15 protein-coding genes, 1 rRNA gene and 1 pseudogene are annotated in these 23,600 nt (G+C 70.3%); 5 read left to right on the forward strand and 12 right to left on the reverse strand.

The genetic code is table 11. The features are described 5' to 3' along the window. Positions 1–107: 107 nt before the first annotated feature. The 3 genes from P3G67_RS27885 to P3G67_RS27895 all read right to left on the reverse strand — a co-directional run bounded on the left by P3G67_RS27885 (position 108) and on the right by P3G67_RS27895 (position 6,671). Positions 108–5,063: an NAD-glutamate dehydrogenase gene (locus P3G67_RS27885; RefSeq protein WP_276095947.1), complete on the reverse strand. Its 4,956-nt coding sequence runs from the start codon at positions 5,061–5,063 to the stop codon at positions 108–110. 405 nt (positions 5,064–5,468) lie between these two features. Further along, on the reverse strand, positions 5,469–6,122 hold the full coding sequence (locus P3G67_RS27890) for an HAD family hydrolase (protein WP_276095948.1): 654 nt from the start codon (positions 6,120–6,122) through the stop codon (positions 5,469–5,471). A 42-nt stretch (positions 6,123–6,164) separates the two neighbouring features. Next, a complete protein-coding gene (locus P3G67_RS27895) occupies positions 6,165–6,671 on the reverse strand; it encodes a DUF6912 family protein (RefSeq protein WP_269857669.1) in 507 nt (168 codons plus the stop codon). A 318-nt stretch (positions 6,672–6,989) separates the two neighbouring features. On the opposite strand from P3G67_RS27895, the gene P3G67_RS27900 reads away from it, so the two are divergent. Next, complete coding sequence (locus P3G67_RS27900; protein ID WP_276095949.1) at positions 6,990–7,511, forward strand: Rv3235 family protein; 522 nt, start codon at positions 6,990–6,992, stop codon at positions 7,509–7,511. Between the two features lie 50 nt (positions 7,512–7,561). Here the strand turns inward: P3G67_RS27900 and secA are convergent, their stop codons facing one another. Beyond that, positions 7,562–10,345 carry a preprotein translocase subunit SecA gene (gene secA / locus P3G67_RS27905; protein ID WP_269857667.1) on the reverse strand — a complete coding sequence of 928 codons (2,784 nt, stop codon included), beginning with the start codon at positions 10,343–10,345 and terminating at the stop codon, positions 7,562–7,564. A 225-nt stretch (positions 10,346–10,570) separates the two neighbouring features. Here secA and P3G67_RS27910 point away from each other — a divergent pair, with 225 nt between their 5' ends. Continuing rightward, entirely contained in the window at positions 10,571–11,161 is a 591-nt protein-coding gene (locus P3G67_RS27910) for a GNAT family N-acetyltransferase (RefSeq protein ID WP_276095950.1), read from the forward strand. A gap of 44 nt (positions 11,162–11,205) precedes the next feature. After that, positions 11,206–12,468 (forward strand): winged helix-turn-helix domain-containing protein, encoded by a 1,263-nt coding sequence (locus P3G67_RS27915; protein ID WP_276095951.1) that lies wholly within the window; start codon positions 11,206–11,208, stop codon positions 12,466–12,468. 19 nt (positions 12,469–12,487) lie between these two features. Here P3G67_RS27915 and P3G67_RS27920 read toward each other — a convergent pair whose 3' ends face one another. From P3G67_RS27920 to mtnA, 7 genes are all read right to left on the reverse strand, one after another. After that, on the reverse strand, positions 12,488–13,216 hold the full coding sequence (locus P3G67_RS27920) for a response regulator (protein ID WP_269857664.1): 729 nt from the start codon (positions 13,214–13,216) through the stop codon (positions 12,488–12,490). A 181-nt stretch (positions 13,217–13,397) separates the two neighbouring features. Further along, a complete protein-coding gene (hpf, locus tag P3G67_RS27925) occupies positions 13,398–14,075 on the reverse strand; it encodes a ribosome hibernation-promoting factor, HPF/YfiA family (RefSeq protein ID WP_269857663.1) in 678 nt (225 codons plus the stop codon). Positions 14,076–14,535: 460 nt separating this feature from the next. Continuing rightward, complete coding sequence (locus tag P3G67_RS27930; RefSeq protein WP_276095952.1) at positions 14,536–15,339, reverse strand: ComF family protein; 804 nt, start codon at positions 15,337–15,339, stop codon at positions 14,536–14,538. Between the two features lie 200 nt (positions 15,340–15,539). Next, a complete protein-coding gene (locus P3G67_RS27935) occupies positions 15,540–17,381 on the reverse strand; it encodes an LpqB family beta-propeller domain-containing protein (protein WP_276095953.1) in 1,842 nt (613 codons plus the stop codon). A gap of 35 nt (positions 17,382–17,416) precedes the next feature. Beyond that, positions 17,417–19,501, reverse strand: coding sequence for an MtrAB system histidine kinase MtrB (gene mtrB, locus P3G67_RS27940; protein ID WP_276095954.1), 2,085 nt, complete (start codon positions 19,499–19,501; stop codon positions 17,417–17,419). Between the two features lie 7 nt (positions 19,502–19,508). Further along, entirely contained in the window at positions 19,509–20,186 is a 678-nt protein-coding gene (gene mtrA / locus P3G67_RS27945; protein ID WP_255932903.1) for a two-component system response regulator MtrA, read from the reverse strand. 102 nt (positions 20,187–20,288) lie between these two features. Further along, on the reverse strand, positions 20,289–21,422 hold the full coding sequence (mtnA, locus tag P3G67_RS27950; protein WP_276095955.1) for an S-methyl-5-thioribose-1-phosphate isomerase: 1,134 nt from the start codon (positions 21,420–21,422) through the stop codon (positions 20,289–20,291). Positions 21,423–21,579: 157 nt separating this feature from the next. Between mtnA and P3G67_RS27955 the strand changes: the two genes are divergently transcribed. Together P3G67_RS27955 and P3G67_RS36360 are read left to right on the forward strand one after the other, a co-directional pair. Continuing rightward, entirely contained in the window at positions 21,580–22,884 is a 1,305-nt protein-coding gene (locus tag P3G67_RS27955) for a hypothetical protein (RefSeq protein ID WP_276095956.1), read from the forward strand. Positions 22,885–22,962: 78 nt separating this feature from the next. Further along, positions 22,963–23,377, forward strand: a pseudogene (locus tag P3G67_RS36360) (helix-turn-helix domain-containing protein); the annotation flags it as partial. A 98-nt stretch (positions 23,378–23,475) separates the two neighbouring features. On the opposite strand, the gene rrf reads toward P3G67_RS36360, so the two are convergent. Then, positions 23,476–23,592: ribosomal RNA gene (rrf, locus tag P3G67_RS27965) — 5S ribosomal RNA — on the reverse strand. Positions 23,593–23,600 lie beyond the last annotated feature (8 nt).

Consider the following 23,600-nt stretch of genomic DNA (forward strand, 5'->3'; position numbering starts at 1 on the left):
GGAGGCTCAGGACGGGGGCGCAGGCCCCAAGAGCGGTCCGCAGACGCCGGGCCCGCAACGCGCGGCCCCGGAGCGGGCGCGGGGCGTAGCCCCGCGCCCCTTTCGGCTCAGCTGTGCGTACGCAGCAGCGTACGCATGGTCCGCATGGCCACCGACAGGTTCGCCAGGTCGAACGAGTCCGAGCTCTGGATCTCCTCCAGGGTGGTGCGGGCCCGGCCCAGCAGGGCCGTGTTCCTCTGCTCCCAGGCGGCGAACCGCTGCTCCGGCGTCGCCGAGCCGTTGCCCGCCGACAGCACGTCCTGGGTCAGTGCGGCGTGGGCGGCGAACAGGTCCTCGCGGATCGCGGCCCGTGCCATCGACTGCCACCGGTCGGCGCGCGGCAACTCGATGATGCGGTCCAGCAGTTGGGTGATCCGCAGCCGGTCGGCGAGGTCGTAGTAGACCTCGGCGACATCCAGCGGATCCTTCTGCACCCGGTCGGCCACCGCGACGATGTCCAGCGCGGGGAAGACCGACGAGAAGCCCGCCACCCGCGTCGCCAGCTCCTCCGGCACCCCGGCACCGGTCAGCTCGTCGTGGATGCCCTGGTACCACTCCAGGTCCGCGCCGCGCAGCAGCTTCGGCAGCTGACCCCACACCGTGGCCACGCCCTCGCTGAAGAAGTCGATGGTCTCGGCGATCTCCAGCGGCTGCGGCCGGTTGTTGAGCAGCCAGCGGGTGCCGCGCTCGACCAGGCGCCGCGAGTGCAGCCGGACGCGGGTCAGCACATCCGCGGCCACCACGTTGTCCAGGGACTCCACCTCGTCCCAGATCCGCGCCATGTCGAAGATCGTGCGGGCCGCGGTGTGCGCCCGGACGATCTCCTCGGTCGAGGCGCCGGTCTCCTCCTTCATGCGGTGCAGGAAGGTCGTACCGGCGGTGTTGATCGTGTCGTTGACCAGCAGCGTGGTGATGATCTCGCGGTGCAGCGCGTGCCCGTCGACCTGCTCGGGGAACCGCTCGCGCAGCGCCTTGGGGAAGTACGCGTGGAGCAGCCCCCGCAGGTACGGGTCGTCCGGCAGCGTGGTGGCGATCAGCTCCGCCGCCGTGGTGATCTTCGCGTAGGCCAGCAGAACGCAGGTCTCCGGATCCGTCAGCCCCTGACCGGCGCTGAGCCGCTCACGGATCTGCCGGTCGGTGGGCAGGAACTCCAGGGCCCGGTCCAGCTTGCCCTCCCGCACCAGGCGGCGGATGTACCGCTGCTGCGCGGGCAGCAGGCTCGCCGCCTGCGCCATGCTGTTGGCCAGCGCCACGTTCTGCGCGTAGTTGTTGCGCAGCACCAGCGCGCCGACCTCGTCGGTCATCTCCGCCAGCAGCTGGTTGCGCTGCTTGACGGTCATGTCGCCGTCCGAGACCACCGCGTTGAGCAGGATCTTGATGTTCACCTCGTGGTCGGAGGCGTCCACACCGGCGCTGTTGTCGATCGCGTCGGTGTTGATCCGGCCGCCGTTGCGGGCGAACTCGATACGGCCCAGCTGGGTCAGACCGAGGTTGCCGCCCTCGCCGACCACCTTGACCCGCAGGTCCGAGCCGTCCACCCGGATCGCGTCGTTGGCCTTGTCGCCGACGTCGGCGTGCGACTCCGTGGAGGCCTTGACGTACGTGCCGATGCCACCGTTCCACAGCAGGTCGACCGGCGCCTGCAGGACCGCCTTCATCAGCTCGGCCGGAGTCAGCTTGGCGACGTTGCCCGCCAGCCCCAGCGCCTTGCGGATCTGCGGGGTGATGGCGATCGACTTGGCGCTGCGCGGGAACACCCCGCCGCCCGCCGAGATCAGCTTGCTGTCGTAGTCGGCCCAGCTGCTGCGCGGCAGCTCGAACAGGCGGCGCCGCTCGGCGTACGAGCTGGCGGCCTCCGGGTCCGGGTCGATGAAGATGTGCCGGTGGTCGAAGGCGGCGACCAGCCGGATGTGCTCGGACAGCAGCATGCCGTTGCCGAACACGTCACCGGACATGTCACCGACACCGACGACGGTGAAGTCCTCTTCCTGGGTGTTGTGGCCCATCTCGCGGAAGTGCCGCTTGACCGACTCCCAGGCGCCGCGGGCGGTGATGCCCATCTTCTTGTGGTCGTAGCCCACCGAACCGCCGGAGGCGAACGCGTCGCCGAGCCAGAAGCCGTAGGAGATCGCGACCTCGTTGGCGATGTCGGAGAACGTCGCAGTTCCCTTGTCCGCGGCGACCACCAGGTACGTGTCGTCCTCGTCGTGCCGGACCACGTCGTGCGGCGGCACGACCTCGCCGCCGACCAGGTTGTCGGTGATGTCCAGCAGACCGGAGATGAACGTCTTGTACGAGGCGATGCCCTCGGCCAACCACGCGTCCCGGTCGACCGCCGGGTCCGGCAGCCGCTTGCCGACGAAGCCGCCCTTGGCGCCCACCGGCACGATCACGGTGTTCTTCACCATCTGCGCCTTGACCAGGCCCAGCACCTCGGTACGGAAGTCCTCACGCCGGTCCGACCAGCGCAGACCACCGCGCGCCACCTTGCCGAACCGCAGGTGCACGCCCTCGACCCGCGGCGAGTACACCCAGATCTCGTACGCCGGGCGCGGCGCCGGCAGGTCCGGGATCGCCTGCGGGTCGAACTTCATCGACAGGTACGGGTGCGGCTTGCCGTCCGCGTCGTGCTGGAAGTAGTTGGTGCGCAGCGTCGCCTTGATCAGGGTGAGGAAGGACCGCAGGATCCGGTCCTCGTCCAGCGAGGCGACCTGGTCCAGCGCGCCGTCCAGCTCCTCCAGCAGCCCGTCGATCAGCTCGGAGCCCGCGCGCTGGTGCTCCGGGGACATCCTGGCCTGGAAGAGGTTGACCAGCAGCCGGGTGGTGTGGACGTTGGTGCGGAGGGTCTCCTCCATGTAGTCCTGGCTGAACGGGGCGCCCGCCTGCCGCAGGTACTTGGCGTAGGCGCGCAGCACCATCGCCTGCCGCCAGGTCAAACCGGCGCGCAGCACAAGGGCGTTGAAGCCGTCGTTCTCCGCCTGGTCGGTCCACACCGCGGCGAACGCTTCCTGGAACCGCTCACGGGCGTCATCGCCGATGTCGCCGACCGAGCGGTCCAGGCGCAACCCGAAGTCGTACACCCACGCCCTGGTGTGGTCCGAGCGCTTCAGCTCGTACGGGCGCTCGTCGACCACCTCGACACCGAGCCGCTGGAGCACCGGCAGCACGGCCGACAGCGACACCGGCGCGCCGGTGCGGTAGATCTTGAAGCGGCGCTCGCCTCGGGTGGCGCCGACCGGCTCGTACAGCGACAGCGTGAAGTCGCCCTCGGGCTTGAGCTGTTCGAGGTGCTGCAGGTCGGCGACGGCGGTACGCGGGGTGAAGTCGGCCTTGTAGCCCTCGGGGAAGCCGTGCGCGTAGCGGCGGGACAGCTCGGCGGCCCGCTCCTCGCCGCACTCGGCGGCCAGCGCCTCGTTGAAGCCGTCCTCCCACGAGCGGGCGGCCTCCACCAGCCGCGCCTCGATGCGGTCGACCTCGGCGTCGGTCAGCTCGGGCAGCTGGGTGCCCGGGGCGACCCGGATGACGAAGTGCAGCCGGGAGAGCACCGATTCGGTGTTCCAGGCGGTGAAGTCGACGGTGCGGCCCTGGAGTTCTTCCTTCAGGATGTCGGTCAGCCGCAACCGGACCGCGGTGGTGTAGCGGTCCCGCGGCAGGTAGACCAGCGCCGAGTAGTAGCGGCCGTACTCGTCCTTGCGCAGGAACAGCCGCAGCCTGCGGCGCTCCTGCAGGTACAGCACGCTGGTGACGATCGGGCGCAGCTCGTCCGCGCTGGTTTGGAACAGCTCGTCGCGCGGGTACGTCTCCAAAATCTGCACCAGGTCGCGGCCGTCGTGGCTGTCGGGGGTGAAGCCCGCCCCGGAGAGCACTTCCTGCACCCTGCGGCGGATCACCGGGATGCGGGAGACCGACTCGGTGTAGGCCGCCGAGGAGAACAGGCCGAGGAAGCGACGCTCACCGGTCACGTTGCCGTCGGCGTCGAACGTCTTCACACCGACGTAGTCGAGGTACGAGGGACGGTGAACGGTGGCGCGGCTGTTGGCCTTGGTCAGGATCAGCAGCTTGGGCTCGCGCGCCTTGGCACGGGCGTCCGCCGGAAGCCGGTTGAAGGACGGCGAGGCCGGGCCGCCGTCTTCGCTGACCCGGTGCTGCGGGTCGGAGCGCAGGACACCCAGACCGGTGCCGGGCACCGCGGTCAGCACGTCCTCCTGCGTACCGTCCGGGCCGGGCTCGGTGGCCAGCCGGTACTCGCGGTACCCGAGGAAGGTGAAGTGGTCGTCGGCGAGCCAGCGCAGCAGCTCACGGGCCTCGCTGACCTCCAGCTCGGGCAGCGGCGGCGGGGTGGCGGCCAGTTCGTCGGAGACGCGCAGCGCGGCGTCCCGCATCTTCGTCCAGTCCTCGACGGACTCGCGGACGTCGGACAGCACACGGCGCAGGTCAGAGGTGATCTGGTGGAGGTCCTCGCGGTCGGTCTCGCGGTCGATCTCGACGTGGATCCAGGACTCCACGCAGGCGTCGTGCGGCAGCTCCGCGCCGGGCAGCCGGGCGCTGGCGGCCTCGACGAGGTTGCCGGTGCCGATGATCTCCAGCAGCTTGCCGGTGACATCGCGGCGGACGACGACCTGCGGATGGATCACGACGTGGATCGCCCGGTCCTGGCGGGACAGCTCGTTGGTGACAGAGTCGACGAGGAACGGCATGTCGTCGGTGACCACCTCGACGACGGTGTGGCTACAGGTCCAGCCGTTCTCCTCCACGGAGGGGGTGTGCACGCGCACGTTGGCGGTGCCCTGGGGGCGGACCTCCGCGAGGCGGTAGTGCGACATCGCGGCGCCGTACACGTCGACCGGGTCGCGGTCCACGAGGTCCTCGGCGGCGGTGTGCAGGTAGTAGCGCTGGAGGAATGTCTGGACGGCCTCGGTCGTATCGAGGCCCGGTCCAGGTTCTCCCCCCGCCGGGCTGTTCTCAGCTACCCGTGCCGCCCGGTCGAGCAGCTCGGCCTTGGCTTCGTCCAGCTTGGTTTGCATGTCCTCTGACTCCTGTCGCGCGCCGTTGCGTGACGTCAATAGGTGTGATGGCTGGTCGCCCCGGCGCGGGATTGCCGTTCGGGAACGACGTTATGCCTAGGTGAGGGATGTCCGGGCGGTTGTCCCAGGATTTGACCCGGATGTAACGGTCAGCGGCGACCCGGGCGTGGTGCCGCCCCGGACGCGCGGGGGCACCGTCGCCCCCGATGGCTATCGCGCTGATCACGGAGCTAAGGCTATCTCTCCGCGCGGGGAAGCTGTCAGCGACCTTTTATGTACAAAGACACAGGTCGATGTCGACACTATGGCCACGTCGCCATGGCCACCCGCCGAAGCGCGCCACCACCCCGCCGGTTCCGCCGAATGCAGCCTCCCCTGGCCGACCGGGCGCCGCGCCGCCGCGCCCTAGCCGACGAGACGCTGCGCCTCCGCCACCGCCTCCGCCAGGCTGTCCACCACCGGCACACCCGCCACCTCCAGGCTGGCCCTGGCATGGGATCCCCCGGTGTAGAGCACGGCCCGCACGCCCGCCGCGGACGCCGCCGCGGCGTCGTCCACCGCGTCACCGATGACCACCGTGTGCCGCGACTCGACCCCCTCGAGCGCCGCGAGGTGGCGTATCAGATGCTCCGCCTTGCCCTCACCGGACCGGCCCACCCGGCCGTCCACCCGCACGAAGTGCGACTCGATGCCGTGCTCGCGCACCAGCGGCACCAGCCGGTCGTGCGGCGCCAGCGAGCACAGCGACTGGGTGCGCCCCGCCTCCCGGCCCGCCGCCAGCAGTTCCACGGCCCCGGCGGCCAGACCACAGCCGCCGGCCAGCGCCCAGTAGTGGCGGTGGAATATCGCGTCCATCACCAGCCACTCGTCCTCCGTCGGCAGCCGCCCGGTCAGCCGCTCGTAGAACCGCGGCACCGGCACGCAGTACAACTCCCGGTACCGCTCGCGGGTTATCGACGGCAGGCCTATCTCGACGAACGAGGCGTTCGTCGCCTCGACCACCGCGTCGACGTCGTCGAGCAGGGTGCCGTTCCAGTCCCAGACCAGGTGAGCCGTCATGCTCAAGACGGTACCGGTGGGATCTGACAATCGGGTCGGGGCTCAGCCGATCAGCGCGGGGATCTCCTGCGTGGCGTACCAGAGCAGCTCGTGGTCCTCGGCGCCGTCCACCACGAACCGCGCGTCGTCGTCGCCCGCGTCAGCCGCGCCCAGCGCATCGGCGGCCGCCGCCACGTCCGGCTCGGCGTCCTCGGCGTCCACGTGCACCGCGGCCGCCTTGGACAGCGGCACCGGCGCCGCCAGGCGCACCACGCCCAGCGCGGCCGGGTCCAGTCCGCGGTCCGGGTCGGCGGTCACCGCGCCGTCCGCCACGTCGACCGCGACCACGACGCGGCGGCGCGCCGCGGCGGCGTCCCCGGCCAGCAGCCGCAGGCTGGCCTGCGCCGCCCGGGACAGGGCCGCGTACTCCAGTTCCTCGATGTCGTCCGAGACGTACCACTCGCGCAGCGCGGGCGTGACCGCGTACGCGTCCAGCGGTGCCGGACCCAGCTCGCCCGCCTTGTGGGCCTCGGCGAGTCCGGGCAGGGTCGTGGGGATGTAGACGCGCATCGCTGCCGCTCCGTGGCCGTACCGATGAGGAACGGTCTCAGCATACGGTCGCGCCCCGCACGGCCGGTCACCCGTGCGGGCAGGGCGTCCCCCTTCGTGGGGTGCGTCCCGGCCCGGCCGGCCGCCCCGCCGCCCCCGGAAGCGTCGGATCCGGCGCGCCAGCACGCGCCCATCACCCTGATAGGTGAATTCCGCGGCCGCCTCCCCGCCGGTCCGCCGGTCCTTGTCGCCGTCGCCGCGCGCTCGCTAGAAGTCTCCTCGACCACGGACAGCAACCGCCCGGCGACCTTGCGCCGGGCAGAGCGGGGGAACCCAGCGATGACCACCAGCACGTTCGACCCGGCAGCGGACGCCCGCCGCCCAGCCCGCACCACCGCCCGACGGCCACCGACGGTCACCGCACCGCCCGCCCGCCGCGACAACCGGCGCCCCGGCCCAGCAGGCCCGGGCTCCCCCGGACCACGGCCGCACCGCCCCGGCCGCCACACCAGCGCCGACACGGCACGGCAGGCGCAACCGCACTGGTGGTTCGCCGACCGGCTGGTGGAAGTCCTCAGCGGCCGCCGCCCGGCCGCCTGGATGCTCGGCCACACATCCGGCGAGGCCGCCTACGAACGGCTGTGGCAGCTCGCCTCCCAGGGCGCACTGCGCCCACCCAAAGGCCACCCCGCCCCACGGGTCCACGGCTGCGGCTACCGCGCGCCCGCACCCGGGGTACGCGAGGCGTTCGCCCGGGTCCGCTTCGGGGACACCCTGCGGGCACTGGCGTTCCGGCTGGAACTCTGCGCCGACCGCCGCTGGCGCTGCACCGCCCTCGAATGCGCGGCACCGGGATGGTGACGCACGAGGGCCGGGCCCCCGTCGGGAACCCGGCCCTGTACACGCCCTCGCTACTTCTTGCGGCGACGGCCGCCCTTCTGCGCCTTGCGCCGCTCGGCACGGGTCATGCCGTCCGTCTCCGAAACGACCGGAGCGCCCTCACCGCCGGTGCTGAAGTCACCCTCGACGATGCCGCCCTCACCGTCCACCTTCGGTGCGGAGAAGTGCAGCCGGTCCGGGCGCTGCGGAGCCTCCAGGCCCTTGGCGCGGATCTCCGGACGCACCGCGCCCGCCGGAACCACGTCCTCCTTCTCCAGCGCAGGCAGTGCGTCGACCGGCACCGGAACCTCCTCGACCTGCTGCTCGACCTGGACCTCCAGGTTGAACAGGTAGCCGACGGACTCCTCCTTGATGCCGTCCATCATGGCGTTGAACATGTCGAAGCCCTCACGCTGGTACTCCACCAGCGGGTCGCGCTGCGCCATGGCGCGCAGCCCGATGCCCTCCTGGAGGTAGTCCATCTCGTACAGGTGCTCACGCCACTTGCGGTCCAGCACCGACAGCACCACGCGGCGCTCCAGCTCGCGCATGATGTCCGAGCCGAGCTCCTTCTCCCGCGCCTCGTACTGCTTGTGGATGTCCTCCACGATCATCTCGGAGATGAAGTCCGCGGTGACGCCCGCACGGTCGCCCGCCGCCTCGTCCAGCTCGTCGATGGTGACCGTGATCGGGTACAGCTGCGCGAACGCGCCCCACAGCTTCTCGAGGTCCCACTCCTCCGCGAAGCCCTCGGACGTCTCCGCCTTGATGTAGTCCTCGATGGTGTCGTCCATGAAGTGCATGACCTGCTCCCGCAGATCCTCGCCCTCCAGGACCCGGCGGCGCTCGCCGTAGATCACCTCGCGCTGCCGGTTGAGCACCTCGTCGTACTTCAGGACGTTCTTGCGGATCTCGAAGTTCTGCTGCTCCACCTGCGACTGAGCGGACGCGATCGCCCGGGTCACCATCTTGTTCTCGATCGGCACGTCGTCCGGCACGTTCGCCATCGCCATCACGCGCTCGACCATCTGCGCCTTGAACAGGCGCATCAGATCGTCGCCCAGCGACAGGTAGAACCGGGACTCGCCGGGGTCGCCCTGACGGCCGGAACGACCGCGCAACTGGTTGTCGATACGGCGCGACTCATGCCGCTCGGTGCCCAGCACATACAGCCCGCCGAGCTCCTTGACCTCCTCGAACTCGGCCTTGACCACGGCCTCCGCGCGCTCCAGCGCCTCGGGCAGCGCCGCCGCCCACTCCTCGACGTGCTCCACCGGGTCCAGACCGCGCTGCCGCAGGTCCGCCTCGGCCAGGTCGTCGGGGTTGCCGCCGAGCTTGATGTCGGTACCACGGCCCGCCATGTTGGTGGCCACCGTGACCGCGCCCTTGCGACCGGCCTGCGCGACGATCGTCGCCTCCCGGTCGTGCTGCTTGGCGTTGAGCACCTCGTGCGGCACACCGCGCTTGGCCAACTGCTGCGACAGGTACTCCGACTTCTCCACCGAGGTGGTGCCGACCAGGACCGGCTGGCCCTTCTCGTGCTTCTCGGCGATGTCGTCCACGACCGCCCGGAACTTCGACTCCTCGGTGCGGTAGATCAGGTCCGACTTGTCCATCCGCTGCACCGGACGGTGCGTGGGGATCGGCACCACGCCGAGCTTGTAGATCTGGTAGAACTCGGCGGCCTCGGTCATCGCCGTACCGGTCATGCCGCACAGCTTGTCGTAGAGGCGGAAGAAGTTCTGCAGGGTGATGGTGGCCAGCGTCTGGTTCTCGTTCTGGATCTCCACCCCCTCCTTCGCCTCGATCGCCTGGTGCATGCCCTCGTTGTAGCGGCGGCCCGCGAGGATGCGGCCGGTGTGCTCGTCGACGATCATGACCTCGCCGTCGATGACGACGTAGTCCTTGTCGCGCTTGTACAGCTCCTTGGCCTTGATTGCGTTGTTCAGGAAGCCGACCAGCGGCGTGTTGACCGACTCGTAGAGGTTGTCGATGCCCAGCCAGTCCTCGACCCGGGTGACGCCCTCCTCAAGGACACCGACGGTGCGCTTCTTCTCGTCGATCTCGTAGTCGCGGTCCAGCTTCAACCGCTGCACCAACTTGGCGAAGTCGCTGTACCACTTGGTGGCCTGGTCTGCCGGACCCGAGATGATCAGCGGGGTACGGGCCTCGTCGATCAGGATCGAGTCGACCTCGTCCACGATCGCGAAGTTGTGGCCGCGCTGCACCAACTCTTCCTGCGACCACGCCATGTTGTCGCGCAGGTAGTCGAAACCGAACTCGTTGTTGGTGCCGTACGTGATGTCGCACGCGTACTGCTCACGGCGCTCCGCCGGAGTCATGTTGGCCAGGATGCAGCCCACCTCAAGGCCGAGGAAGCGGTGCACCCGGCCCATCCACTCCGAGTCACGCTCGGCCAGATAGTCGTTGACCGTGATCAGGTGGACGCCCTTGCCGGAGATCGCGTTCAGATACGCGGGCAGCGTGCCGACCAGCGTCTTGCCCTCACCGGTACGCATCTCGGCCACATACCCGAGGTGCAGCGCGGCGCCACCCATCAGCTGGACGTCGTAGTGGCGCTGTCCGAGCACCCGCTTGGCGGCCTCGCGCACCGTGGCGAACGCCTCAGGAAGCAGGTCGTCCAGGCTCTCACCGTCCGCGTAACGCTGCTTGTACTCGTCGGTGAGGGCCCGCAGCTCGGCATCCGTGAGGTTGACGAAGTCCTCTTCGATGGAATTGACCTGGTCCGCGATGCGGGTCAGCTTGCGCAGGATCTTTCCCTCGCCTGCGCGCAGGATCTTGCCGAAGACGGACACGTAGGCTGGCTCCTTGCCGGTCGGGCCTGGCACGTTTCTCTCGCACTGGGCACAGCGGGTGTTTCGCTGGCTGTATACAGCTGTCCACAGCCTCCGCTGCACCGGCCATCGTAAGCGAGGACACCAGCCCGTCGGGAGGTCCGCCGTCGGACCCGCGCGCTGTCACTCCGGTCAGTGACGGAAATTACCTGCCCAAAGGGGTAAGCGGCCGGAAATACTCCTCCGATGGAACCCGTCACCCTGACCACCGAACGCCTGCTCCTGCGCCCCCTGGAGCCGCGCGACACCGAGGCCGTGTACACCGCCTGTCAGGACCCGGACATCCAGCGCTGGACCTCCGTACCCTCCCCGTACACGCCCGAACACGCACAGACGTTCGTCGAGCGGATCTCCCCGGACGGGTGGCGAAACGACACCCAGTACCCCTTCGGCGTGTTCACCAAGGCGGACGGCCGGCTCGTCGGCACGATCGGCCTGGTACGGCTGGCGCTGCTGCACACCGAGGAGCGGCAGGCGGAACTCGGCTACTGGACCGCCAGGGAACAGCGCGGCCACGGCTACACCGTCGAGGCGGCACGCGCCACGTGCCAGTGGGCCTTCACCGCACTCGGCGTGCAGCGCATGGAGTGGTACGCCGAAGTCGGCAACGCCGGATCGCGGGCGGTCGCCCTCAAGACCGGCTTCCGGATGGAGGGCACCCTGCGCGCCCGCATCGTCCACCAGGGCGTCCGGCGCGACGCGTGGATCGGCGCGCTGCTGCCCTCCGACTGGTCACTGGAGACCGCCACCCCGTACCTGCCCCACCCGCGTCCCTGACCGCACGCCCCCGGTTGTCAGTGGTGCCCCCTACGCTGATCCACATGACGAATCCGCCGCGCACCACGCCCGCCACCCGGCGCCCCGAGGCCACGCTCCGCGCGGACGAGGCCCGCCGGATAGCACTGCGCGCCCAAGGGCTGCTCGGCGCGCCGGACCGCCGAGGCGGAGTACGCGGAATGCTGCGGCGGCTCGGCGCCGTCCAGTTGGACACGATCTCGGTACTGGCCCGCTCCCACGAACTCGTCCCCTACGCCCGGCTGGGCGGCGTCGGACGCACCGCGGTGGAATCGGCGTACTGGGGCGCCGACGTCCCGGCGCCCCGCCGCTCGCCCGAGGCCACCGGCGCGGCGGCCTTCGAGTACTGGTCACACGCGGCATGCGTGCTGCCCATCGAGGAATGGCCGAACTTCGCCTTCCGCCGCCGAGCCCGCCGCGCGAAGGGCCACCGCTGGCACGTGCTGGACGACGCCGAGCGGTCCTGCGCCGCGGTGCTCGACCGGCTGAAGGCCGACGGACCACTGACCTCCACCGATCTGGGCGGCGCCAAGAACGGCGGACCGTGGTGGGACTGGTCCGAGACGAAGATCGCCGTGGAATGGCTGCTGGACACCGGCGAGGTGGTGTGCACCCAGCGACGCGGCTGGAAACGGGTCTACGACCTCGCCGAACGCGCCGTCCCCGGCGACCTGCTGCACGACGACCTGGCCGACACCGAATGCCTACGCCGCCTGGTCGCACAGGCAGGTGCCGCACTGGGCGTGGCGACCCGCGCCGACCTGGCCGACTACCACCGGCTCAAGGCCGACCAGGTCGACGCGGTGATCGAGGACACCGGCCTGGTGCCCGTCGAGGTCGAAGGGTGGGCCACCGGCCGCGGGGCCGCCGCACGGGGCGGCACCGCAGAGGCATGGGCCGACCCCGCGGCACTGTCGACCGAGCCGCGCGGCAGGCACCGCACCACCTTGCTGTCCCCGTTCGACTCCCTCATCTGGGACCGCGCCCGCACCCAGCGGATCTTCGACTTCACCCACCGCCTGGAAGCGTATGTGCCCAAACCTCAGCGCATACACGGCTACTTCGCGATGCCACTGCTGGCAGGCGGCAGACTCGTCGGCCGGGTAGACCCGGCACGCGAGGGACGCACCCTCGTGGCCCGTCAGATCTCGGTGCGCGGCCCCAAGGCCGTGACCCCCATGGCGAAGGCGCTACAGGAGGCGGCGGAGTGGGTGGGCTGCGACACGATACGGGTGGAGCGCATGGACGACCACAAGCTGGCCGCCGAGCTGATGAGACAACTGGCGTGAGGGGCAGGCCCCGTGCGGGCTACCTGATCTCCAGAATCTTCTCGCGCATCGCGTAGACCACCGCCTCCATCCGGGAGTGCAACTGCAACTTCTCCAGGATGTTGCGCACATGGTTCTTGACGGTGTTCTCGCTGATGAACAACTCCTTGGCGATATCACGGTTGTTCATCCCCGTGGCGACCAGCTTCAGCACCTCCAACTCGCGATCCGTAAGCCGAGGAGCGGGCACGAAACGACGCTCGTCGGTGCGCTGGATCATCGACTTGAACTCGGTGAGCAGCTTGGCCGCCATCGACGGGCTGATCTGCGACTGGCCATCGGCAACGGCGCGGATCGCCGTCGACACCTCGTCCGTGGAGATCTCCTTGAGGAGGTACCCCGTGGCCCCCGCCTTGATCGCCTCGTACAGGTCGGCCTCCTCATCGCTGATCGTCAGCATGATGATCTTCGCGCTGGGGGCCACCTCCTTGATGGACGTACACGCCTCGATACCGCCACGCCGCGGCATCCGCACATCCATCAACACGATGTCGGGCAGCAGATCAGCCGCCTTCTCAACGGCCTCCGCCCCGTCCCCGGCCTCACCGACGACCTGGATGTCCTCCTCCTGCGCCAGCACGATCTCCAGACCGCGCCGGAACAGGGCATGATCGTCCACGACCAGCACCCTGATGGGCTCGCTGCGCCGCTCGCCCCTGCCCCGGCCGTCGTCCCCTTCGACGGCCGCCGACTCGAAGCTGTCCGGCATCGGTTCCTCCCCCTCAGGCCAGTGCCCCAAGGCAACTGCACTGCACGGCGATGGCGGGCCAACCATCCCCCAGCTCAGGCCGGTTGGCACTCCCACCATGATTTCACGCCGTACAACGGCGCGCGGTTAACCACGGACACAGCGGCGCCCCCGGACTCGCCAGGGGCGCCACCGGCTCCGATCACCGACGCAGCGCTCCACCCGCGCCGGTAGGAGGCTCTGCCTGGGGGTCCTCCTTGAGGTAGATGACGCCGTAGTCATAGCCGTGGCGCCGGTAGACCACGCTCGGTTGGTGCCGTTCGGAGTCGACGAACAGGTAGAAGTCGTGTCCGACCAGCTCCATCGCGTAGAGCGCCTGGTCGAGCGTCATCGGGGATGCGGCGTGGGTCTTCTCGCGGACGACCAGCGGGCCTTCACCCTGGACATCCAGCGGCCCCGCCTTGGTGGTGGGAACGCCGCCGACGGCGCCTTCCGCGCCCGCCTCCGCACTGAGCGTGGCCAGGGGTGCGGTGTACTCGGCGACACTGACCGCGGCACGGCCGCCACGACGGGCCATGTGCCGCTTGTCGGCAAGCTTGCGCAGCTGCGCTTCCAACTTGCTGGTCGCCGCGTCCAGCGCCGCGTACGGATCACTCGCCGCCGCTTCGGCCCGGATCACCGGGCCCCGGGAGTGCAGCGTGATCTCTACCCGGTCGGAACGGTCGGCAAGCCGCGGGTTGTGCTCCTTGGAGACTTCGACATCCAGGCTGATCGCTTTGCCGTCCAGCTTCTGGATCTTCTCCAGCTTCAGCTTCTCGGCCACGTGCTTGCGAAACCGCTCGGGCACTTCGGTCTTACGGCCCTTGACGACGATGTCCACGCAGAACTCCGTTCCCGGACAGCCCCGCGCGCGCGGGGCACATCCCTTGCGCTAAGGCCGGCGGGCACCAGTCCCATCCGGCACTGCGATCACTGCCACCCCACCAGCCCCAGACGCCTCCGGAGCAGCGAGGTCGCGGCTTTCACCTCCTCCTCCCCCGAGGGGAAGATCAACACCCCATCCATTCGGTGGAAATGCTGCTGCCCGGCTGTGCGGAGTACGAATGATGCCATGCACACCGAATGCCGCAACTCCCTTCAAGCCCGGCGATCAGCGACATAGCATCTGACACTCCTCACAACCGAACATAGCCCTCGGGAGCCGAGGTCGGCACCCCCTGTGGGGCTATACCTCCGTTCGGGTACATCCGCTCTCGTACTACGAGCAACGACTCACCGGCACAGTCGGTTCCAATTCCCTTGCGACCAGGCGTAATCACCGCTCTCGACGGCGCACCCGGTCACCGGCGCGCCCCCCGCGAGCGGCGCCCGCCGGCCGAGCCCTCCAGCGGGTTCACCCGCCGTACCGACGGCACCGCTCCCACCAGCCCGAACGCACGCGGCGTCGCGGCCACCACCGCGGCGGCACACACCCGACCGCCCGCCTCCCGCACCGCACGCGCCGCCTCCACCAGCGACGCGCCCGTGGTCATCACGTCGTCCACCACCACGACAGGACCAACCCGCAGCAGTCGTCCACTGCCGGAAACCGCCTCCAGCGCACCCGCCAGGTTCTCCAGACGCTCAGCCGCCGAAAGCCCCGCCTGATCGGCGACCAGCCGCCGCTGCCGCAGCACCGCCAGCACCCGCGCCGACACCCCGCCACGACGCAACTCCCGCGCCGCCCGCAACGCCACCCGCCGCGCCGGATCATGCCCCCGCGCCGCGGTGGCCCGCCGCGCGGAGGGGACGGGGACCAGGAGCAGGGGGGTGTGGGGGGCCTCCCCCTCCCCCTCCCCTCCCCCCACCCCCCGCATCGCCGCGCGCACCGACTCCGCCAGGGCCTCGCCGAGTGGCTCGGCGAGGCGCAGTGCGCCGCGCTCCTTGTGCGCGAGGAGCACCGCGCGCACCTGGTCCTCGTACGCGCCCGCGGCGTAGACCGCCGGCAGTCCCGGCGGCACGGGGTCCGGCCAGACCCGCCGGACCGTGCCCGCGTCGCACAGCTTCTCCCGGCAGCCGTCGCACAGGGCGCTACGAACCCGGCCGCAGCCCGCGCAGTCGACGGGTAGTACAAGATCGGCGAGTTCCCGACACCACGACCGCATGGGATTACTGTGCCGGTGGGGCGGGGGTGGGGCCACCCCTGTGGATAACCGGGCTGTGGACAACTCGGGGACGGGGCTGGAGGCCCCAGGGGGCTCGGGGAGGCCCAGGGCGGGCGTATCCCTCGCAAGGCGGTCCCGAAGTCCGCCAGTCGCCCGACAAGCCCCCGCACGGACCGCCCTGCGCCGGTGCCCCCGGGGCCTCAGCCCGGGTAGACCGGTGCGGTCCCGTCCGGGGACACCTGCTGCCAGTCACCGTCGATCGGCAGTTGGTACATGCCTTCGTCGGAGGCGACCAGCAGCGGCCGCTGCTGGTCCTCGAAGGCGGCGACCGCGGAGACCTTGCTGATGCCCGGCAGGGTCGGGGTGTACGCGGCGGAGCCGTCGGTGTCCACGTACTGCAACTGCTGCACGCCGCGGGACTGCTTGCCGACCACCACCAGGCGGCTCTCGCCCGCCCAGGAGGCCGCCTCGACATCGTCCAACTGCGGTGCCACGGCGCGCAGTTCGGTCACCGAGATCTGCGGTTGCTGCGCGGTTCCGGAGCGCTCGATGCGGCCCAGTTGGAGCGTGGTGCGCCCGCCCTGCTGGATCAGCAGGGCGATCCGTACCCCGTCGGCCGCGACGCGCAGCGACTTGATCTGGCCGTCCGCGAGATTGGGCACCGACACCTCGGTGGTCTTGCCGTCGCGCCACGTCAGCAGCCGCTGGTGCTGCGGGTCGCGGTCGGCGACCCACAGGTTGCCCAGGCCGTCCCAGCTGGGCGCGGACAGTCCCTGCGACGGGTCGCGGGCCTCACTGGTGAGCGCCTCACGCGCGGTGCCGCCGGAGGACAGCGGGGCCACGTACAGCGATCGTCCGTCGGCCCTGACGCCTGCGGCGGTCTGCCCGTCGCGGGTCACGGCGACGGACTGCAGGTGCGCCGACGCCTCCCCGAACGGGCCGGGTACCGGGTGGGCGGTCTCGGCGTTTCCGGCGACGGCGACCATGCGGTGGTCGGTGTCCACGTAGTACTGCTGCGCGCCGTTGCCCACCACGCGCGCGGGCGCGTACGCCTGCGCCTGGTCATGCCCCAACGAGCAGAGGGTGGCGCCGTCAGGTCCCACCACGTCGATGGAGGTGACCTGTGTGGACGACTGCTCCTGGACGGTGTGCAGCAGTTGTGCCGCCATCCGCTGGCACTGGCCCTGTCCGGCACGCGCCACCGTGCCGCCGAGTTGGACCCGCAGTTTGCCGGAGTCGTCGAGGCTGACCTTCTGGCTCTTGAGCCACGCCCCGGCCGGGAACGCCGAAGTGACCACCGGCTGAAGCCAGTTGCTGGGGCCGGCCAGCAGGGCCTGCACGGTCGAGGTGACCGGGTCTATCCGCCGCCGCACATACACCGGGTCGGCCACCAACACGTCCTTCGCCAGCGGGATTTGCGACTCCTCCGGCCCCAACTGCGCGAAGTAGTACAAGTTGACTGAACGGTAGATGCGCTGGAAGTCCGACTCGCTGAGCACCAGCCCGTCCGGCAGGCTGTCGATCCGCCACTCTCCGGCGACCTTGACCAGGTGGTAGCTGGTCCGGTAGGCGGACGTGGCGGGTGAGTACGAGTGCTTGCGGTCGACCGTGGCGACCTGCCCGCCGGTGAGGGTGATCGTGGTGCCGACGTCCTCGCGTGCCTCGCTGGCGCGCTCCTGGTCGAGTTGGGGGCCGCCGGACAGCACGGTGATCTGCGCGAACGGATCCCACTGGACGGCCTGACCGGTCAGGTACTTCTTCGCGGTCTGGTAGTCGGCCTCGTCGCTGGTGGTCGCCTCCAGGAAGCCGCGCACGATCTGCATCGGCTGCTCGTTCTTCTGCGGCTGTACGCCGAACACCCGCACCTGCGGGTCGGAGTCGGCCCGCTGCTCGTTGCCGACCTTGGTCACGTCGCTGGTGTCCGGCATGGTGGCGCAGCCGGTGAGCAGGAGGGCGCAGCAGATCAGTGCGCCGGACGTGACGCCCCGTTTGATGGGCGTGCCCCGCTCGTCGGGCGTGCGGCGGCGGTCGGGCTGCGACATGCCGGTGTGTCCTCCCCTTGGGCCCTGTGGGCCGGTCAGCGGTCCGCGTCCTGCTTCCGTACGGCGTCCGGCGCGGCTGTTGTGCCGGTGGTGTTGGCCGGTTCGGGGCGTTCCGTGGGCGGTGCGGCGGGCGCGCTCTCGGTGGTCCGAGGGCCGACGACCCTCGCCCCGCTGCCGGGTAGTGCGGCCGGGTCGGCGGCGGGCGGGCGGGCGGGGTGCGCGGGTACGGCGGGCAGTGGTGACCTCGCGGCGGGCACGGCTGCGCTGGTGTGCGCGTCGCGGAGCGCCTTCGACGGGTTGGCGGCGGCGCGCTGGCGGCGTGAGTCCTCGGGTTCCAGCGGGATCGGTGAGCCGCGCAGGGACTCGCCCGCGGTGCGCGGCAGGGTGAGCCGGAACTGGGATCCGCCGCCGGGTTCGCCCCAGGCCTGGAGCCAGCCGCCGTGCAGTCGGGCGTCCTCGACGGCGATGGACAGGCCGAGGCCGGTGCCGCCGGTGGTCCTGGCCCGGGCCGGGTCGGCGCGCCAGAAGCGGTTGAACACGCGGGTGGCCTCGCCGGGTTTGAGGCCGACGCCGTAGTCCCGTACGGCGATGGCGACGGCGCCGCCCGCGGAGGCGAGCCGGACGATCACGTCGCGGCCTTCGCCGTGCTCGACGGCGTTGACCACGAGGTTGCGCAGCACGCGTTCGATGCGGCGGGCGTCGGCCTCGGCGACGATCGGCTGTTCGGCACCGCGCACCACGACGCGGCTGCCCTTGCGTTCGGCGAGGGGTTCCGCCGCGTCGACCACGCGCCGTACGACCTCGCGCAGGTCGATGGGCTCGGCGTCGAGGGCGGCGGCGCCCGCGTCGAAGCGGCTGATCTCCAGCAGGTCGGACAGCAGCGACTCGAAACGTTCCAGCTGGCTCTGGAGGAGTTCGGCGGAGCGTGCGGTGACCGGGTCGAAGTCCTCTCGGCCGTCGTGGATGACGTCGGCGGCCATCCGGACCGTGGTCAGCGGGGTGCGCAGTTCATGGGAGACGTCGGAGACGAACCGGCGCTGCATCCGGGACAGTTCCTCCAGCTGCTGGATCTTGGTCTGGAGGGTGTGCGCCATCTTGTTGAACGATTCGCCGAGCCGTGCGATGTCGTCCTCGCCGCTGACCTTCATCCGTTCCTGGAGGAATCCGGCCGCGAGCCGCTCGGAGATGCCCGCGGCCATCCGGACCGGGGTGACGACCTGGCGCACCACCAGCCAGGCGATGGCGCCGAGCAGGCCGACGACGAAGACACCGGCGGTCGCCAGGGTGGTCTCGACGAGGCTGAGGGTCTTCTCCTCCTGGGTGAACGGGAAGAGGTAGTACAGCTCGTACGCCTTGCCGTTGGCGTCGTTGAGTCGCTTGCCGATGACCAGACCCGGCTGGCCGTCCGCGTCACCCTCGCGTTTGATGAGGGTTTCCTTCTGGTGCGCCCCGGACTCCTGGGCGACGGCGTTGCGCAGGTCTGCGGGGACGCTGTCCTCGGGCAGTACGTCGCCGGAGGCGCGCGGTCCGCGGGTGCTGGGGCTGTCCGCGAGGTAGGGCTGCTGGTCGGCGTCGGAGCTGAGCGCGACCACGTAGTAGACGCCCTGGCCACCGCTGGCGAGCTGCTGGACGAGGTTGGTGAGCCAGGTGCCGGGGTCGACCTGGCCGCGGCCCGCGGTCGGCGTGCCGTTGCTGGTGGTGCCGGTGGGGTCGCCGGGGGCTCCGGAGTTGGCGGCGAGCGACTGGGCGACGTTGAAGCCGCCCAGTGCCTGGCCCTGGGCGGTGGCGGTCTTGGCTTCCAGCAGCCCGTTGCGGACCTGCCCGATGACGACGATGCCCAGCACCAGCACGACGGCGAGGGACATCAGCAGCGTGGTGGCGACCACCCGTACCTGGATGTTGCGCCGGTACAGGCGTGCCGCGGGAAGCAGCGGGCGCCGCGCCCAGCGCAGCGCCGACCGCAGTACGGGCAGCAGCCCGCGCAGCGGGTCGGCGTGGCGGCTTTCCAGCCGCTCGCGTTCATGGCCGGGCGGCTGCTGGTCCTGGTTCACGGCATGCGAGGGCCCGGCCTCCGCGCCCTGCCCGGATACCGTCGTCTCGATGCCGTTGCCCGCGGGCATCCCGATGTCAGCCCGGCCCGGCCTTGTAGCCGACGCCGCGCACGGTCACCACGATCTCCGGGCGCTCCGGGTCCTTCTCCACCTTCGACCGCAGCCGCTGAACGTGTACGTTCACCAGCCGGGTGTCGGCGGCGTGCCGGTACCCCCAGACCTGTTCGAGCAGCACCTCGCGGGTGAAGACCTGCCAGGGCTTGCGCGCGAGCGCGACGAGCAGGTCGAACTCCAGCGGGGTGAGCGCGATGGCCTGCCCGTCGCGCTTGACGGAGTGCCCGGCCACGTCGATCACCAGGTCGCCGATGGCGAGCTGCTCCGGGGTCGGCTCCTCGGCCCGGCGCAGCCGGGCCCGTACCCGTGCGACCAGTTCCTTGGGCTTGAACGGCTTGATCACATAGTCGTCGGCGCCGGATTCCAGGCCGACCACGACGTCCACGGTGTCGCTCTTGGCAGTGAGCATCACAATGGGTACGCCGGACTCGGCCCGGATCTGGCGGCATACGTCGATGCCGTCCCGGCCTGGCAGCATCAGGTCGAGGAGCACCAGGTCCGGCTTGGTGTCGCGGAAGGCGGCGAGGGCCTTGTCGCCGTCCGATACGAACGACGGCTCGAAACCTTCTCCACGCAGCACGATGCCGAGCATCTCTGCCAGTGCGGTGTCGTCGTCGACGACAAGGACGCGTCCCTTCATATCGACATCATCCCATTTTCGCATCTGACCTATGGAGTCAGGTGACTCACCTCACGTTTCGAACCTGCCTCGGCGCTGAAGATGCCCACTCCGGTCACCTCATTAACGCGTATCAGACAGTGCTAGAGCGGCCAGCGTGGCCGCTGTTACGGGAGAGGCGACGCCGTTCTCCGTGACCAGTGCGGTCACCAACGGTGCGGGAGTGATGTCGAACGCGGGGTTGTACGCCTGGGTGCCCAGCGGTGCCAGGACGATCCCGGACCCGGCCTCGGCGATCGGGTGGGCGATCTCCGTGACCTCGTGGCCGGGGCGCTGCTCGACCTCGATCGACGCGCCGTCCGCGGTGGCCAGGTCCACCGTGGTGGTCGGGGCCACCACCACGAACGGCACATTGTGGTGGTGGGCGAGCACGGCGAGCGGATAGCTGCCGACCTTGTTCGCCACCGAGCCGTCGGCGGCGATCCGGTCCGCGCCGATCAGTACCGCGTCCACGGCGCCGTCCGCGAACAGCGAGCCCGCCGCGTTGTCGGCGAGCAGCGTGTACGTCATGTCGGCGCGCGCCGCCTCGTAGGCGGTCAGCCGGGCGCCCTGGAGCAGCGGCCTGGTCTCGTCCACCCACAGGCGGCGCAGCAGGCCCTCTCGGTGTGCGGCGTGCGCCACGGCGAACGCGGTACCAGCGCCCCCGGAGACCAGGGCACCGGTGTTGCAGTGGGTCAGGATCCGCAGACCCCCGCCGGGCACCAGCTTCTTCAGCAGTGCCAGACCATGGCTCGCCATGCGCTCGCTGGCCGCCGCGTCCTCGGCGTGCAGCGCACGCGCCTCGGCGAGCGCGGCCTGGGCGGCCCGCTGCGGGTCCGCCGTGGTGTCGAGCGCACTGCGGTACGCGGCCGCCGCGCGGCGCACCCCGTAGCCGAGGTTGACGGCGGTCGGCCGGGCGGACGCCAGTTGCCGCTCGGCCTCGGCGACGTCGAAGCCGCGAGCGGCGGCGAGGGCGATCCCGTACGCCCCCGCCAGCCCGAGCACCGGCGCACCGCGCACCGCGAGGGTGCGGATGGCGTCCACCAGCGCCTGTACGTCGGTGCAGACCAGTTCGACTTCCTCCACGGGGAGTCGGGTCTGGTCGAGAAGTATGAGCACGGGCCCTTCGGGCGGCTCCTCCCAACGCAGCGTTGGGGTGGGGACCGGAGAACCGGACTGTGAGTCGTTGGCCAGAGATACCACGGACTGATCACCCATCTGTCCAGTCTGCCCTGACCGGGGGGCGCTTTTGAATGCCCCGTACAGGGCACCCATCACGACGGGACCGTGTGCGCGCCGCCCATGGCACGATGGCCGCGGGTCCGATGGGGATCGACCCGACAGGTCCTGACGCGCAGTAACAAAAGGAGCACCGATGAACAACTCTCCGGGCTGGGCTTCGCCCGGATCCGGCCCCGCCGGCTCTTCCGGACCGTCCGGGCAAGGCGACCCGGCGGACCGGGACGAACAGACCGCGCCGGACGCCGGAGCGGAGCAGCCCGCGCCTCAGGACGCCGTGCCCCCGCAGTGGTCCAAAAACCAGCCGCCGCCCGCCAGTTGGGACGCGTCCGGTATGCCGCCGCGGCCACCGGCGGGACCGGGCGGGACCGTCCCACCGCCTCCGCCAGGCCCCGGGCCGCAGTGGGGCACACCGGCTTGGGGCGGTGCGCCGGGGCCGTACTGGCAGCAGCTGCCACCGGCGCCCAGGCCAGGGGTGATTCCGCTGCGTCCGCTGGCCGTCGGGGAGATCCTCGAAGGCGCCATCGGCACAATGCGCGCACACTGGCGCACCGTGCTCGGCATCTCGCTCGGCGTCGCCGTGGTGACGCAGGCGGTCTCGACCGCGGTCAACGGCTCCTTCTTCACCAGCAACCCGAGCCTGGACAAACTTCGCGACGGTACCAGCGCGAGCGTCAGCGACGTGCTGAAGGCGTTCGGAGACTCGGTGGCCGGAACCGGTCTGACGTCGCTCATCAGCATGCTGGGGCAGATCATCGCCACAGCCATGCTCACCATGATCGTCAGCCGTTCCGTACTGGGCCGACCGGTCACCGCGGGCGACGCCTGGCGTGACTCCCGGCCACGGCTGGTCCGCATGCTGGGGCTGACGCTGCTGATTCCGGCCATCGGCCTCGCGATAGTCGGCGTGGCCATCACGCCCGGCATTCTCCTGGCGGTCTTCGGACCGGAGAGCGCGGGTGTGGGCCTGGCGCTACTCGGCGCCGTGGTGGGCGGCGGCATCGCCGTCTGGCTGACCATCAGCCTGAGCCTGTCGTCTCCGGCCCTGATGCTGGAGAAGCAGGGAGTGTTCGCCTCGCTCTCCCGCTCCTACAAGCTGGTACGGGGCTCATGGTGGCGGGTCTTCGGCGTGCAACTCCTCGCCGTGGTCCTGGCTTTCGTGGTCACCTCGATCGTGTCGATCCCGTTCACGGTGATCGCCCAGATCGTCGGCAGCGACAACATGGCTGGCTTCTTCGCAACCGGTTCACACATCAGCTGGTCTTTCCTCATCATCATCGCCGTCGGCGGCGTCGTGGGCACCACGCTCACCTTTCCGCTCAGCGCCGGGATGACCGCGCTGCTCTACATGGACCAGCGCATTCGCCGTGAAGGCCTCGACGTCGAGCTGGCTCGTGCCGCCGGTATCGAGGGGTACGCGGCTTCCGCCTCGCGGGAGTGAGACAGAAAGAGGGACCCGTCCTGACTCTTAAGTTCTAGTGGTCGACGCAGCACCCCAGTTCAATGCGACGGCTTCGAGATCAGGGAGAACCGGGGCCAGGCCCAGGGGCCGAGGAGACTGGTCCGCGAGCGGAAGCAATGCTTCCGGCTCGTGGATCAAGGACTCAGCTATGACGAGGCGGCCCGGCTCGTCGGTATCAACCGTAGGACGGGCGAGCGGTGGCGCAACGGCCGTAATGCCTCTGGCAGATTCAGGGCGGTGCCGCCGGCCAATCCGGAGCAGCCGCATCTCGACCTGGTCACCGATACCGGGCCGTCCTTGTCCGACCCAGCGGCATCCAGATACCTGCGCGAGGCGAACGCACCCACATGGCCGACCGGCTGCGTGAGGAGGCGTACGTCCCGGTAGATCTGCCAGGTCTGGGCTGGCCCTACCCGACCGGCCAGAGATGCACGTGACCCACGAGACGGTCTACCAGGCCCTCTATGTCCAGGCCACGGATCCGCCGGACTGGCAGCTCTTTTCGTGCGGGCATACAAAAAATGGCTGTGCCCCTGGATCTGGATCCAGGGGCACAGCCATTCAATATTTGTTCGGCGGTGTCCTACTCTCCCACAGGGTCCCCCCTGCAGTACCATCGGCGCTGAAAGGCTTAGCTTCCGGGTTCGGAATGTAACCGGGCGTTTCCCTAACGCTATGACCACCGAAACACTATG

The sequence above is a fragment of the Streptomyces silvisoli genome (assembly GCF_029269905.1).
GTDB classification, from domain to species: Bacteria; Actinomycetota; Actinomycetes; order Streptomycetales; family Streptomycetaceae; genus Streptantibioticus_A; species Streptantibioticus_A silvisoli_A.